At 56.7% G+C, this 13,788-nt stretch carries 16 protein-coding genes; 9 read left to right on the forward strand and 7 right to left on the reverse strand.

Annotation, left to right across the window (positions count from 1 at the left end):
• Positions 1-149 precede the first annotated feature (149 nt).
• Complete coding sequence (locus DFR30_RS01635) at positions 150-1,346, forward strand: DesA family fatty acid desaturase (protein ID WP_132971007.1); 1,197 nt, start codon at positions 150-152, stop codon at positions 1,344-1,346.
• 60 nt (positions 1,347-1,406) lie between these two features.
• On the opposite strand, the gene rpmG is transcribed toward DFR30_RS01635, so the two are convergent.
• From rpmG to radC, 3 genes are all read right to left on the reverse strand, one after another.
• Positions 1,407-1,562: a 50S ribosomal protein L33 gene (gene rpmG, locus DFR30_RS01640; RefSeq protein WP_132971008.1), complete on the reverse strand. Its 156-nt coding sequence runs from the start codon at positions 1,560-1,562 to the stop codon at positions 1,407-1,409.
• Between the two features lie 12 nt (positions 1,563-1,574).
• On the reverse strand, positions 1,575-1,811 hold the full coding sequence (gene rpmB / locus DFR30_RS01645; protein ID WP_132971009.1) for a 50S ribosomal protein L28: 237 nt from the start codon (positions 1,809-1,811) through the stop codon (positions 1,575-1,577).
• A 197-nt stretch (positions 1,812-2,008) separates the two neighbouring features.
• Positions 2,009-2,683 (reverse strand): RadC family protein, encoded by a 675-nt coding sequence (radC, locus tag DFR30_RS01650; protein WP_132971010.1) that lies wholly within the window; start codon positions 2,681-2,683, stop codon positions 2,009-2,011.
• A 149-nt stretch (positions 2,684-2,832) separates the two neighbouring features.
• Between radC and coaBC the strand changes: the two genes are divergently transcribed.
• From coaBC to argB, 4 genes are read left to right on the forward strand one after another with little or no spacing between them, the layout of a single operon-like run.
• A complete protein-coding gene (gene coaBC, locus DFR30_RS01655) occupies positions 2,833-4,062 on the forward strand; it encodes a bifunctional phosphopantothenoylcysteine decarboxylase/phosphopantothenate--cysteine ligase CoaBC (RefSeq protein ID WP_132971011.1) in 1,230 nt (409 codons plus the stop codon).
• Complete coding sequence (gene dut, locus DFR30_RS01660; protein ID WP_132971012.1) at positions 4,043-4,498, forward strand: dUTP diphosphatase; 456 nt, start codon at positions 4,043-4,045, stop codon at positions 4,496-4,498. Before coaBC ends, dut begins: the two co-directional genes overlap by 20 nt.
• Positions 4,499-4,534: 36 nt before the next feature.
• Complete coding sequence (locus tag DFR30_RS14630) at positions 4,535-7,096, forward strand: phosphomannomutase/phosphoglucomutase (protein WP_279386869.1); 2,562 nt, start codon at positions 4,535-4,537, stop codon at positions 7,094-7,096.
• A gap of 2 nt (positions 7,097-7,098) precedes the next feature.
• Complete coding sequence (argB, locus tag DFR30_RS01670; protein WP_132971013.1) at positions 7,099-7,992, forward strand: acetylglutamate kinase; 894 nt, start codon at positions 7,099-7,101, stop codon at positions 7,990-7,992.
• A 6-nt stretch (positions 7,993-7,998) separates the two neighbouring features.
• On the opposite strand, the gene DFR30_RS01675 is transcribed toward argB, so the two are convergent.
• A complete protein-coding gene (locus tag DFR30_RS01675) occupies positions 7,999-8,664 on the reverse strand; it encodes a DUF4124 domain-containing protein (protein WP_132971014.1) in 666 nt (221 codons plus the stop codon).
• Between the two features lie 33 nt (positions 8,665-8,697).
• On the opposite strand from DFR30_RS01675, the gene DFR30_RS01680 reads away from it, so the two are divergent.
• Positions 8,698-9,453 (forward strand): sulfite exporter TauE/SafE family protein, encoded by a 756-nt coding sequence (locus DFR30_RS01680; protein ID WP_132971015.1) that lies wholly within the window; start codon positions 8,698-8,700, stop codon positions 9,451-9,453.
• A gap of 189 nt (positions 9,454-9,642) precedes the next feature.
• On the opposite strand, the gene DFR30_RS01685 is transcribed toward DFR30_RS01680, so the two are convergent.
• Entirely contained in the window at positions 9,643-9,921 is a 279-nt protein-coding gene (locus DFR30_RS01685) for a hypothetical protein (RefSeq protein ID WP_132971016.1), read from the reverse strand.
• Positions 9,905-10,552: an orotate phosphoribosyltransferase gene (gene pyrE / locus DFR30_RS01690; protein WP_132971017.1), complete on the reverse strand. Its 648-nt coding sequence runs from the start codon at positions 10,550-10,552 to the stop codon at positions 9,905-9,907. Before pyrE ends, DFR30_RS01685 begins: the two co-directional genes overlap by 17 nt.
• A gap of 63 nt (positions 10,553-10,615) precedes the next feature.
• On the opposite strand from pyrE, the gene DFR30_RS01695 reads away from it, so the two are divergent.
• Genes DFR30_RS01695 through DFR30_RS01705 form a run of 3 tightly spaced genes read left to right on the forward strand, consistent with a single transcriptional unit; the run spans position 10,616 to position 13,282 of the window.
• The gene (locus DFR30_RS01695) at positions 10,616-11,389 is read left to right on the forward strand and encodes an exodeoxyribonuclease III (RefSeq protein WP_132971018.1); all 774 of its coding nucleotides are present in this window, start codon (positions 10,616-10,618) and stop codon (positions 11,387-11,389) included.
• A complete protein-coding gene (locus DFR30_RS01700; RefSeq protein ID WP_132971019.1) occupies positions 11,386-12,618 on the forward strand; it encodes an AmpG family muropeptide MFS transporter in 1,233 nt (410 codons plus the stop codon). The genes DFR30_RS01695 and DFR30_RS01700 overlap by 4 nt, the downstream gene beginning before the upstream one ends.
• Positions 12,608-13,282, forward strand: coding sequence for a sulfite exporter TauE/SafE family protein (locus DFR30_RS01705; RefSeq protein ID WP_132971020.1), 675 nt, complete (start codon positions 12,608-12,610; stop codon positions 13,280-13,282). Before DFR30_RS01700 ends, DFR30_RS01705 begins: the two co-directional genes overlap by 11 nt.
• Here DFR30_RS01705 and DFR30_RS01710 read toward each other — a convergent pair.
• Complete coding sequence (locus DFR30_RS01710) at positions 13,272-13,718, reverse strand: DUF4426 domain-containing protein (protein WP_132971021.1); 447 nt, start codon at positions 13,716-13,718, stop codon at positions 13,272-13,274. The two genes, DFR30_RS01705 and DFR30_RS01710, sit on opposite strands and share 11 nt — an antisense overlap.
• Between the last annotated feature and the right edge of the window lie 70 nt (positions 13,719-13,788).

The raw sequence follows: 13,788 nt of genomic DNA on the forward strand, positions 1-13,788 counted from the left end.
GACGTTTCGCTGTCCCGCATAATTTCAGAAAAGTCTAACAGATTCCGGTTGTTATGGCACAGTCAAGATTCAGATCAATATGGCCGAAACGGTTGCTATAGACAGCTGTGGTAAACTGCGCACTGCCAATACATGTTTTAGAGGTTTTAATGGTTACATTGTTCTCCGGCTTCTCCTGGTATGCCGGCCTGGTGGATCTCCCCTGGTGGGGCTACCTTCTTACCGGGTTCGTGCTGACCCACATCACTATCGTCAGCGTTACTGTTTTTCTTCACCGTCATCAGGCGCACCGAGCGCTGGACCTGCATCCGGTTATCAGTCATTTTTTCCGTTTCTGGCTGTGGTTGACAACAGCCACTGTGACCCGCGAGTGGGTTGCCGTACACCGCAAGCATCACGCGAAATGCGAAACTCCCGAAGATCCACATAGTCCGCAGACACGTGGAATTCAGACAGTGTTATGGAGAGGTGCGGAGCTTTACCGGGCGGAAGCGGACAAGGCAGATACCCTTGCAAAGTTTGGTCATGCCACACCGGATGACTGGCTGGAGCGTAACCTGTACAGCCGTTTCTCTATGCTCGGCATCGCCATTATGCTGGCCGTGGATTATGTCCTGTTCGGATTTTACGGTGTTGCCCTGTGGGGTGTGCAAATGCTGTGGATTCCATTCTGGGCGGCAGGTGTCATTAACGGCATAGGACACTGGTGGGGTTATCGTAATTACGAGACGCCGGATACGTCGCGCAATATCTCCTGGCTGGGATTCCTGATCGGGGGGGAGGAATTGCACAATAATCACCACGCGTTTGCCAGTTCGGCACGCTTCTCGTTGCGCCGCTGGGAATTTGATCTTGGCTGGGGCTACATTCGATTGATGCAGGCGCTGGGTCTTGCCCGGGTCAAGAAGCTGGCGCCTTTGCCGCAGATTGTTCCTGGCAAGGAACGGGTAGACCTGGATACTGTAAAGGCCGTGATCGTAGCGCGCTTTCATGTGATGTCTGATTATGCCCGCGAAGTACTGTGGCCTGTATTGCGGCAGTCATGCCGCAACGGCGAGTGTCGCCATGGTTTGCGCAGGACGCGACGGTTACTGGTGCGGGATCCCGATACCATGGATGCGCAAAGCCGGGGTTTGCTGGAAAGTGTCCTGTGCCGCTTTGCGGACCTTCGGATTGCCTATCAGTACAGGCAGCAGCTTCAACAGGTCTGGGGTCGCTCTGCAGCCAGTCACGAGGCCTTGCTGAAAGCTTTGCAGGACTGGTGTCAGCAGGCCGAGGCGACTGGCGTCAGGGCGTTACAGGAATTTGCACAGCGTCTGAAAGGCTACAGTCTGCAGCCTGTCTGACAGTTGTCCAACGTAAAAAGCCCGGCACTGCCGGGCTTTTTTTGCGTTGACCAGTACGAATTACTTGATCTTCGCTTCCTTGTAGGTCACGTGCTTGCGTACCACCGGGTCGTATTTTTTCAGCTCCAGCTTGTCGGGCATGGTGCGCTTGTTCTTGGTGGTGGTGTAGTAGTGGCCGGTACCGGCGCTGGATACCAGTTTGATCTTGTCACGCATGGTTGATTCCCCTTAAACCTTTTCGCCGCGGCCGCGGATATCGGCCAGCACAGTATCGATGCCGAGCTTGTCGATGATACGCATACCCTTGGAAGAAACGCGCAGTTTCACCCAGCGGTTTTCGTTCTCGACCCAGAAACGGTGCGAGTGCAGGTTCGGCAGGAACCGGCGGCGGGTTTTGTTGTGCGCGTGGGAAACATTGTTACCCGAAACCGGGCGCTTCCCGGTGACCTGACAAACTTTGGACATTGCTCTATTCCTCAAGAATTCTTGCACGGGCCCGCCCGGAGGCGAGCAACGAGAACCGCGCTTTATACCAGAGCAGTTGCTGGCAGACAAGGTTTTTGCAAAAACGGCCGCTGTCAGGCGGGTAGGTGATGAGGGTGCGGGGGAAATGTAACTAATTGTAATATATATAGTTTATGTGTTTATGTTCCGCAGATGCATTACATCCAGCCGCGCTCGGCAAAAGAAACCGAACTGTGGTCGCCAACCACAATATGATCGAGTATCCGGATGTCGACCAGCGCCATGACCTCGCGCAGGCGATCGGTAATACGTCGGTCGGCCTGGCTGGGTTCGGCCACCCCTGAGGGATGGTTGTGGGCAAGTATCAGCGCGGCGGCATTGTGCTGCAGCGCACGCCGTAATACCTCGCGGGGATGGACGCTGGCGCCATCCACAGTACCCCGGAACAGTTCTTCGCAGGCAATGACCCGGTGCCGGGTATCGAGAAACAGGCAGGCAAAAACTTCATAAGGGTACTCGCGCAGTTTCGCTTTAAGGTAACGGCGGGTTTCATCCGGATTCTGCAGTACGCCATCGCGCGACAGGGTTTCACCGAGGTGACGGCGCGCCAGTTCCAGTACCGCCTGAAGCTGGGCAAATTTGGCATCGCCGAGTCCCCGGGTGCGGCAGAAACAGGCCCGATCCGCCTTGAACAGGGTGCGCAGCCCGCCATATTCAGAAATCAGGTCACGCGCAAGATCAACAGCACTGCTGCCACGCGTTCCGGTGCGCAGAAAGATGGCCAGCAGTTCGGCATCGGAAAGCGCCTGGGCGCCGTGAGACAGCAGTTTTTCGCGTGGCCGCTCGGAAACAGGCCATTCCTGAATCGACATGGTCAACCTCCCTGTTCACCTTAATGTCGTGGATCGTGTGTGGTAGGGATTCTGGCCAGCAGCAACGGCTTTGTAAAGGCCGATGCCTTGACCAGGTCTGTGTTACTTCGGGTCGTTCCGCCCGTGGTGCTTCTGGTACACTTACATTTATGACATTTCTGGCGAAAAAACAGCTCCTTCTTGGTGTCAGTGGTGGTATTGCGGCGTACAAGAGCGCTGACCTGGTGCGCCAGTTGCGTGCCGCAGGCGCCCGGGTTCGGGTGGTGATGACACCAGCCGCGCGCGAGTTTGTGGGCGAACGAACCTTTCATGCGCTGAGTGGTGAACCGGTGTGGTGCGACTGGCAGGACGACCGAACTGCCATGGAACATATAGACCTTGCACGCTGGGCAGATCGAATTCTGATTGCACCGGCTACGGCAGACACGCTGGCAAAGCTGGTGCAGGGCAGGGCCGATGACTTGCTGTCAGCTATTTGCCTCGCCAGCGATCAGCCCCCGACGGTAGCCCCGGCAATGAACCAGGCCATGTGGCGCAATCCCGCCACCCGGGACAATATCGAAGTCCTGCGCAGTCGAGGTGTTGCTGTGTGGGGGCCGGTCGAAGGTGAGCAGGCGTGTGGCGAAACTGGTCCCGGCCGTATGCTGGAACCCGCTGAACTTGTGACTCGCCTGTCTGAGAGTTTCTCAACTGGCCGCCTGGCCGGCATACGGGTCGTAGTGACCGCCGGCCCGACGCGCGAGGCAATAGACCCGGTGCGCTATCTAAGTAATCGCAGTTCCGGAAAAATGGGTTACGCGGTAGCTGAAGCGGCACGTGAGGCAGGTGCAAGCGTTGTGCTGATCAGTGGGCCAACGACACTCGATGCGCCAGCCGGCATGGACATGGTGCGAGTGGAAAGTGCAGCAGAGATGCTGGACGCTGTGCAGGCACAGCTGGCATCCGCATGTGATCTGTTTATCAGTACGGCGGCTGTGGCGGATTACCGCCCTGCCACGCCTGCTATACACAAGATCAAGAGGCAGATGGAGGCATTATCGTTGCCCTTGCAGCCTGTTACTGACATTCTTGCGAGCGTAGCACAAGGCAACCCCCGACCTTTCTGTGTAGGCTTTGCGGCGGAAACAGAGAATCTGTTGGTCAGTGCACAGAAAAAACGCATTTCCAAGGGTGTGGAGCTGATTGCGGCCAACCAGGTTGGCGGTGGGCTGGGGTTCGATGCAGATGACAATGAACTGTTGCTGGTCTGGGAAGGCGGCAGCAAAACGCTCGAGAGAGCGTCCAAGATCCGGCTGGCCCGCCAGCTGGTAGAACAGATCGCCGAGCTGTATGCCGGCGGCGGAACGACACAGGAACACCATGCAGAGCATTCAGCTTAAAATCCTCGATTCGCGCATCGGCGCGGAATACCCCCTGCCTGACTATGCCACCGACGGTTCTGCCGGCATGGATCTGCGCGCTTGTCTTGATAGTGCGCTGGTGCTGGAGCCAGGTGCGACCGAACTGATACCGACCGGTATGGCAATGCACATCAGCGATCCTTCGCTGGCCGCAGTTTTATTGCCCCGTTCCGGGCTTGGACACAAGCATGGCGTGGTGCTGGGTAATCTGGTTGGCCTGATCGACTCGGATTACCAGGGACAGTTATATGTATCCTGCTGGAATCGGAGCCACACGCCATTTACGGTCGAACCGGGAGAGCGGATCGCCCAGATGGTATTTGTGCCGGTTGTGCGTGCAACGTTTGAAGTTGTTGAAGAATTTGTCGATAGTGAACGTGGGGCCGGTGGTTTTGGACATACTGGCCGCGCTTGACGGACATAACCGTGAAACACCAATCAGGGATTGTTGATGAAACTACCGTTTCGGTCGGAGAAGGGTAAGGACAAGCCGGTCAAGGCTGCTACAGCGAAAGAATCCGGTACCAAAAGCGCCGTGAGCCTGGGCTTGCGCAGCCAGATGCTGCTGTTGATGCTGGTTGGCGTTCTGCTGGCCGCCCTGCCACCGCTGGTTGTCTACATGCAAACCGAGTTCCAGCTCCGGGACGCAGGTCAGCAGCATGCCGAACAGGTCGCCGGACTGGTGGCTGGAGATGTTCGGCAATGGGTCAAGACTCAGGCTGCGATGGCTGAACGTGCAGTTAACAGCCCGGAGCTTGCCCGCATTATGGAGCAGGGAGACGAATCAGCCATTTCCGCACAGGCAGAACAGCTAACCGGCCTTTTCCCGGCAGCGGTTCGGGTTCGCCTTCTGCCGCCCGGTATTGATGAGGTAGACCTCGACACCAGCCCCCCGATCGGATACGCCGCCATTGAACTGCTCAAGTATGCCGAGACACACGACACGCCACCACCTGTCGAAGTTCATATGGCGGGCACACCACAGCAACACATCAATCTTGTGCGTCGAATTCTTGATCCGGCCGGGCGCCGTATTGTCGGCCACCTGATGGTCAGTTTCCCGCTTCAGCCGTTACAGGAAATATTGAAACAGGCCTCGGTCAGCGGCTATGTGGAATTGCAGCAGCTTGCCGGTACAACTCCTCTGGTATTCGCCACCCAGGGTTCTGCGGCCCTGAAACAGGCGGGAAGTGCTCCTGTACAGGTGAAGGTGAGTGGTAGCCGTTGGCAGATTGCCTACTGGCCAGCGGACATTGCCGGGGGCAGTAATACCCTGTTGATGGTAGCCCTGGGTATGGGCGCCGGTGCGGCAGTCCTGCTGTTGTTACTGATCTGGTTCGTGTTCCGCCGCACCGGCGTCGCACTACGTCAGGATCAGGCGACTGCGTTGACCATCGTAAAGGACATGCGGGATGGGCGGGTGAAAACAGACTATCCCTGCACGCTGGAAGAATTCCACGACACGCTGGAGTTGATGGTGCGCACGGCCAGCGCAGGTATGCCAGCGGCACCGGTTGTGCCCGGAGGCGGAGGGCAGGTCGACAGGACGTCAGCTGAAGCAGCTATTACCGACGAGGTCGAGGGCGATCTGCTGTTTGATAACAGTGCACTTGAGGTTGTCCGTACAGACATTGATGAAGCAGGCGGCCATGCAGAGATTTTTCGTGCCTATGATATACGCGGTATTGCCGGCGAATCACTGACTAACGAAATGGCCTATGAGATAGGCAGAGCCATTGGTAGCGAGGCCTACTACCGGGGTGAGCAAACCATTATTGTTGGGCGTGATGGGCGCCTCTCCGGCCCGGATTTGACGGACGGGCTGATTCGCGGGCTTGTTGCAACCGGACGTGATGTCAAGGACATAGGCATGGTTCCAACCCCGGTACTTTATTTTGCTGCCCAGTATCTGGGTAGTGGCTCTGGAGTGATGGTAACGGGTAGCCATAATCCTGCTGACTATAACGGGTTCAAAGTGGTGTTGGGTGGCGAGACGCTGGCTAACGAGGCCATCCAGGCCCTGCGTAAACGCATCGAAACAGGCGATGTGTTGACCGGAGAAGGCAGTGTGGAAGAAGTCAGTGTGCTGCCGGACTATATCGAGCGGGTCAAGAGTGATGTGCAGATTATTCGGCCATTAAAAGTGGTTGTGGACTGTGGCAACGGCGTTGCCGGAATTGCTGCCCCGCAGTTGCTGAAGGAACTGGGTTGCGAAGTTATCGAACTGTTTTGTGAGGTCGATGGCAACTTCCCCAACCATCATCCTGACCCCGGAAAAACCGAAAATCTTGCAGCGTTGATCCAGGCCGTGCAGGAAAACGGCGCGGAAATCGGGATAGCGTTCGATGGCGATGGTGACAGGATTGGTGTGGTTAGTTCAGAAGGGGAAATTATCTGGCCGGACCGTTTACTGATGTTGCTGGCGATAGATGTGCTGGCGCGTAACCCCGGCGCACAGATTATTTATGACGTGAAGAGTTCCCGGAATGTCGCCACGATTGTTGCAGAACACGGTGGCGAACCTCTTATGTGGGCGACCGGGCATTCCTTGATCAAGGCCAAGATGAAAGAAACCGGCGCACTGCTGGCTGGTGAGATGAGTGGGCATATTTTCTTCAAGGAGCGCTGGTTCGGTTTTGATGATGCCCTTTATTCTGCAGCACGACTGCTGGAAATTCTTGCCAACGATGCGCGCAGTTCCAGCGATGTATTCGCCGAGTTGCCGAACAGTGTCAATACCCCGGAACTGAATGTGCCGATGGCGGAAGGTGACCCACCGGTGTTCATGGAGAAACTGCTCAACAGTGCGCATTTCGAGAATGCGCGTATTGCCACGATCGACGGTATGCGCGTTGAATTTGATCGTGGCTGGGGACTGGTGCGAGCTTCCAATACAACACCCTGCCTGGTGCTGCGCTTTGAAGCTGATGACGAGCTGGCACTCAGTTCCATACAGGATGAGTTCCGTCGTGTTATGTTACAGGTTGATCCCAACCTGTCATTACCGTTCTGACCATGAGCCTGAGTTCAAGTAAAGCCACAGAAATCGCCCACGTTCTGGGTGAGGCACTCCCTTATATCCAGCGTTTTCGTGGCAAGACCATAGTGGTCAAGTACGGCGGCAATGCCATGGTTGATGAAACTCTTAAAAGCGGTTTTGCGAGGGATATCGTGTTGATGCGGCTGGTAGGAATTAACCCGGTTGTGGTGCACGGTGGTGGCCCGCAGATTGGTCGCCTACTGGAAAAACTGGGCAAAGAGAGCCATTTTGTCGAGGGGATGCGGGTAACCGATAGCGAAACCATGGACGTGGTGGAGATGGTGCTCGGTGGTCTGGTCAACAAGGAAATCGTTAACCTGATGACGCGCCACGGAGGCCGTGCGGTTGGGTTGACCGGCAAGGACGGCGACCTGATTCGTGCCCGCAAGCTCAAGATTACCCGCAATAGCCCGGAACTTGATGCACCGGAAATTATCGATATCGGCCATGTAGGTGAGGTGGCCAGTGTGGATGCTGGCGTTGTGGATATGCTGGTAAACGGTGGTTTCATTCCGGTCATTGCGCCGATCGGCGTCGGCGAAGACGGCCATTCCTACAACATCAATGCAGATCTTGTTGCAGGCCGTATTGCTGAAGTGCTGGGTGCGGAAAAACTGATACTGCTGACCAATACAACCGGGTTGCTGGACAAACAGGGCAATCTGTTGACAGGCCTGAGTGCGGCGGAAGTTGACGGGTTAATCGAGGATGGCACCATACACGGGGGCATGCTGCCCAAGATTCAGTGTGCGTTGTCAGCCGTCAAGTCCGGGGTGCGTGCCTCGCACATCATCGACGGCAGGGTAGAGCATGCAGTGCTTGTCGAGTTATTTACCGACGAAGGTGTCGGAACCCTTATCAAAAGCTGAAGCAGCCTATTTACCTGCCGTCTCGAGAGATTCATCCTGCCTTGCGGCCTGCAGCTCCCGGAAGCGCCTGATATCGAGTTCGTACTTGTCCCGAATAGTCTGTTGCGCAACTCGCCGGTTTTCAATGTATTCAATATTGTGCCTGATCTGGTCACGCGCTTCGTTTATCTGTTGTGCGATCGATTCCGGCACGGGTTTGCCCGAGCGCTCCAGAACTGCGGCACGTTTTTTCTGTGTCGCCAGTCGTTGACGCATTTTCTGGATACGACCATTGGTCACGCGGATAATGGCTTCGATGGCCTCTATTTTGCCATCGCGGGTCAGAATCATTTCGTCTTCATTGGTAAAGGTGTCAAGCAGGATACGGTCTTTACGAGCCTGTTCCTGGCGCTTGAGTTCCTGTTCCGCCTTGAGTTCAGCCAGGCGTTCTTCTTCGGCAATTTGCTGCGGCGTTTTTGCCGCCGCGCGTGTTTGCACGATGACGCCCTGGTTATTCAGCGTCTGACTGCTTTTCCTGGCGTACTGTGGCGGAATGTGATCTCCGTACTGCACCTGGCCATTCTCATCGACCCATTTTTTCAGTTTGGCAGCCTGGGCCGGGACGACCGACAGCGCCACAATGGCGCATAATCCGATGGTCGAGAATTTTTTGATGCGAGTAAGCATTTTCATGTTTATCTGTCCAAATTTGCGAGTACGCGGCAAGTGGAATTACTAGATCAGTTTGTGCTGTTTATCATTTCTCTGCTGGCAAACCTGCTGTCAGCCTTTTCAGGTGGCGGCGCCGGTTTGATCCAGTTGCCGGCACTGATCTTTCTGGGTTTGCCATTCGTGATTGCGTTGGCTACCCACAAGGTTGCCAGTGTTGCCCTTGGTATCGGCGCGACAGTGCGTCACTTGAGAGAGAGAGGCCTCGAAAAACGGCTTGCCCTGTTTATACTTGCGACCGGTTTGCCCGGTGTTGTCGTGGGCGCCAACCTGATAGTCGATATCCCGGGCCGTATTGCTGAAGTGGCGCTTGGAATGCTGACCGCAGGGCTGGGTTTGTACTCCTGGCGGCGTCCTGCCCTGGGGCAGACAGAAAGCCTCATACACCGTGACAGGCGTGGTTTCATCATCGGTGGAGCAGGCCTGTTTTTGATCGGTGCACTGAATGGCTCGCTCACTTCAGGCACGGGTCTGTTTGTCACCCTCTGGCTGGTGCGCTGGTTCGGCTTTGAGTACAAACGTGCAATAGCCTATACGCTGGTGCTGGTCGGGGTGTTCTGGAACGGTGCTGGTGCGTTGACACTGGGTCTGATCGCGGAGATCCGCTGGGACTGGCTGCCGGCCCTGTTGCTGGGGTCACTGCTGGGGGGGTATTTTGGCGCGCATCTGGCGATCCGCCAGGGGAACCGTTGGGTCAAGCGGGCGTTTGAGCTGGTGACGCTGGTGATAGGGGTCAAGTTGATTTTGGGATAGATTACTGTGTTGAATGGTTTGGGGCAGGTGTCAGGAGGTGCCGGTGTGTCGGGGTTTCCCGGCTCAACGGTTTGCCCGCTGCGCGGGTCCCCTGCGCTTCTCGCGTAATGCGGCGCTCGGCTGCAACGAATCACCGGGAAACCCCGACACACCGGCACTGAACGTTCGGTAGTACTCAAAGATTATGGTTTATACAAAGTAAGTTCCGGGCGGGTTGGCTTTCTTGCCGGCATCGACGCAGCCGAGCATCGCAGGCGTTTTGCGATTGAGCGAGCGTTGTTTGAGCGATTCACGCGTTAGCGTGGATGGCGAGTTTAGCGAGCGCGCAAAACGTCGAGAAGCGCAGGGTACCCGCGTAGCGGGCAAGTCGCCGCCGGCAAGAAAGCCAACCCGCCCGGAACGGAAACAACCACAAATGTTGCCCGCAGGATGTCCGCCGGAAACAGCCTGGTCAGGCGGTAATGCCATATTTCGCGCGGTAGCGGGCAATGGCCTCGAGTGCTTCGGCGTACTCGGACCGACCGTGCAGAAAGGTCTGTAACTCGGCCAGTGTGACGATACTGGCCACTTTCAGCCCCAGATCCTGCTCGACTTCCTGAATGGCGGAGCGCTCGTCCTGGCCACGCTCCTGGCGGTCCAGGGCAATCACCACGCCGGCTGCACTGGCGCCTGCGGCATCGATGATCTGCAGGGATTCACGGATGGCGGTACCGGCGGTGATTACGTCATCGATAATCAGTACGCGGCCTTGCAGCGGGGCGCCGACCAGGTTGCCGCCTTCACCGTGCGCCTTGGCTTCCTTGCGGTTGAAACACCAGGGCGTGTCCGTGTGGTGGTGGTCGGCGAGGGCGATGCTGGCAGCGGCGGCCAGCGGGATACCCTTGTAGGCCGGGCCAAACAGGACATCGAAGTCAATGCCGGAGTCGAGAATGGTCTGTGCATAGAAGCGCCCGAGTCGTGCCAGATGGCTGCCACAGTTAAACAGGCCAGCGTTGAAAAAATACGGGCTGACGCGACCGGATTTCAGCGTGAACTCACCAAAGCGCAAAACACCGGCTTCGATGGCAAACTCGAGAAATTCTTTTTTATAGGATTGCATGGGACTCCACCGGGAACGAAAAAGCTCCGGTATGATACACGCGCAACGCTAACAGGAGAACGCATGCGCATTATCACCGTCAATGTTAACGGAATTCGGTCGGCGGCCCGCAAGGGCTTTTTCAGCTGGATGGTGCGGCAACGTGCGGATGTGGTGTGCATTCAGGAGACCAAGGCGCAGGTTCACCAGTTGCAGGACCCGGTGTTCTGGCCGCGCGGCTGGCACGCATATTTCCACGATGCAGAGAAAAAGGGCTACAGCGGCGTGGCAATTTACTGCCGTCGCGAGCCGGACAAGGTGATCAGCGGGCTGGGCTGGCCGGATGTTGATAGCGAAGGCCGCTATCTTGAGGTGCGTTTTGGTTCGCTGGGCATCGTGTCACTTTATATGCACTCCGGGTCGTCCAGCGAAGCGCGCCAGCAGAAAAAATTTGAAATGCTGGAGCGCTTCATGCCTCATCTGCGCAAGTTGCGGCGCAGCCGGCGCGAATATGTCATTTGTGGCGACTGGAATATCGCCCATCGCGAGATCGATCTGAAAAACTGGCGCGGTAACCAGAAGAATTCCGGTTTCCTGCCCGAAGAGCGGGCATGGATGGATGAGTTGTTTGGCCCGGCCGGATTTGTGGATGCCTTTCGGGTGGTCGATCAGCGGCCGGACCAGTACACCTGGTGGTCGAACCGTGGCCGTGCCTGGGAGAAAAATGTGGGCTGGCGAATTGATTACCAGGTGGTGACACCGGGCCTGGCGAAACGGGTAAAGAAGGCACGGATCTACAAGGACAGGCGCTTCTCCGATCATGCTCCACTTATTATGGATTACGACTACCCGTTATGAATGACACGGTAAAAGTCGTCCTGTCCGGTCGCATGCTGGTCGCGTTGCTGATGGGCTTTTCCTCCGGCCTGCCGTTATTGCTGACCGGCTCCGTGTTACAGGCGTGGATGACGGATGAAGGGGTTGACCTGGGCACTATCGGCCTGTTTGCGCTGGTGGGTCTGCCATACACGCTTAAATTCCTGTGGGCCCCTGTGGTCGATCGTTATGCGTTGCCTTTACTTGGCAGGCGTCGCGGCTGGCTGTTGTTGACCCAGTTATGTCTGATGCTGGCCATTGCGGCACTTGGCTGGACGCACCCGGCACAACATGTTCTGCCGGTCGCACTGGCAGCTTTGCTGGTGACGTTTTTTTCGGCGAGCCAGGACATCGTCATCGATGCCTACCGGCGCGAGGCGCTGGCTGACAGAGAGCTCGGGCTGGGTGCATCGTTGTACGTGAATGGCTACCGCATCGGTATGTTGCTGGCTTCGGGGGGTGGTCTGATTCTGGCCGATTTTATCCCCTTCCCGCAGGTTTACCAGTTGATGGCAATCGTCATGTTGATCGGTATCGGGACAACCCTGTTTGCGCCCGAGCCGGTGGCGGCGCAAGGCTTGCCTGCCTCGTTGGGCGAGGCGGTCATTCACCCCTTCGTGGATTTCTTCAAACATCAGCACGCCTGGCTTATTCTGTTATTTATTCTGCTGTTCAAGGTTGGCGATATCATGGCCAGCAACATGACAATACCGTTTTACCTGGATATCGGCTTCAGCAAGAGTGAAATCGGCGCCGTGGTAAAGCTGTTCGGCTTCTGGGCGACACTTGCCGGAGGATTGCTGGGGGGTATTGTCATGCTCCGGGCAGGCATCTACCGGTCGCTATGGGGGTTTGGCATTCTGCAGGCAGTATCGACGGCCGGCTTTGCACTGCTTGCCCTCACCGGTTACAGCCTGCCCATGCTGGCTGCTGTAATTGCATTTGAAAATCTGAGTGGTGGCATGGGAACGGCGGCGTTTGTCGCTTTCATGGCCAGCCTGACCAATCGCCGCTTCACGGCTACTCAGTACGCATTGTTGACCAGCCTTATGGGTATTCCCAGGGTGATTGTCGCAGCGCCAACCGGTTACATGGCAGAAGGACTTGGCTGGGTCGGCTTTTTTGTATTTTGTACCTTGATCGCAATACCGGGGCTGTTGCTACTCACCCGTTTCAGGGGCTGGCTCGGGGAGGCAGGGCGTGCTGACTGATGTATCGCTATTGTCTGCATTCCTGGTCGGGCTGCTGGGCGGCGTGCATTGCGTCGGAATGTGCGGTGGTATTGTGACTGCCCTGTCACTGGGTCTGTCGCCGGATGAGCATGCCGCTCGCTGGCGCTACCAGCTTTTCTATAATGTGGGACGGATTTTCAGTTACAGCGTTGCCGGCGGGCTGTTTGGCGGGATCGGGTGGCTGGCATCGCACTGGAGTGGTATCCACCAGGCGCAGCTGGGCCTGCAGTTGGTGGCAGCATTATTTATGCTCGCCCTCGGCCTGTATCTCGGTGGATGGTGGAACGGATTGACGTATATAGAACGGCTGGGTGGTGTCGTCTGGCAAAGGATAGAACCACTTGGCCGGCGATTCCTGCCGGTGCGCAGCGGTGGTCAGGCGTTGTTGCTGGGCACCCTCTGGGGCTGGTTACCCTGTGGCCTGGTGTACAGTGTGCTGGTATGGGCAATATCGGCAGGAAGCCCCGCCCGGGGGGCGGTATTACTATTGAGTTTCGGGTTGGGAACCTTGCCGAACCTGTTGTTGATGGGCGTAGCCGCAGACCGGCTCGCCGCGCAGGTGCGCGATGTGCGCATCCGGCGACTGGCAGGGCTGCTGGTGTGTGGGTTCGGGCTGTATACGCTCTACCACATTATTCTGTGAAGAACTGGTGGATGAATTTGACCTCGTTTGCGTCCGCGTTGTCCCCCGGCTTGACGTGTAGCGTAAAGCGCAAGGTTTCTTCGTGTGAAATCGGAAAGTCTCCGATGTAGTAAATGGCGTTACCCTCACGTACTTCCCGCAGTGCGATGTCGCGCTTCTGCCCTGCCAGGTTGGTGGCGCTGGCGGTAATTTTGGCGGCTACCGGCTTCCCCGCCGTACCCATCACCTTACGCAGTACAGCCACATTGACCATGCCACGGTTCTTGCTGCGCTTGAGGCCATATTCACGCGTCACAGAAGGTGGAAGATAGTTGGTGTTCAGAGCATTGAAATGGACAACATAGTCACCAAAGTCCTGGGAGTTTTCCGCACTGGCTACACCCGACAGGGTGATCAGTGCACCAAACAGGAAGGGCAACAACGTATTCTTGAGCATCCGGATTCTCCTTCGATTTTATGGTTTGTACAATGGAACTATAGACCAAACCGGGTCGATAAGGTTTCCT

Source organism: Thiogranum longum (assembly GCF_004339085.1).
GTDB lineage: Bacteria > Pseudomonadota > Gammaproteobacteria > DSM-19610 > DSM-19610 > Thiogranum > Thiogranum longum.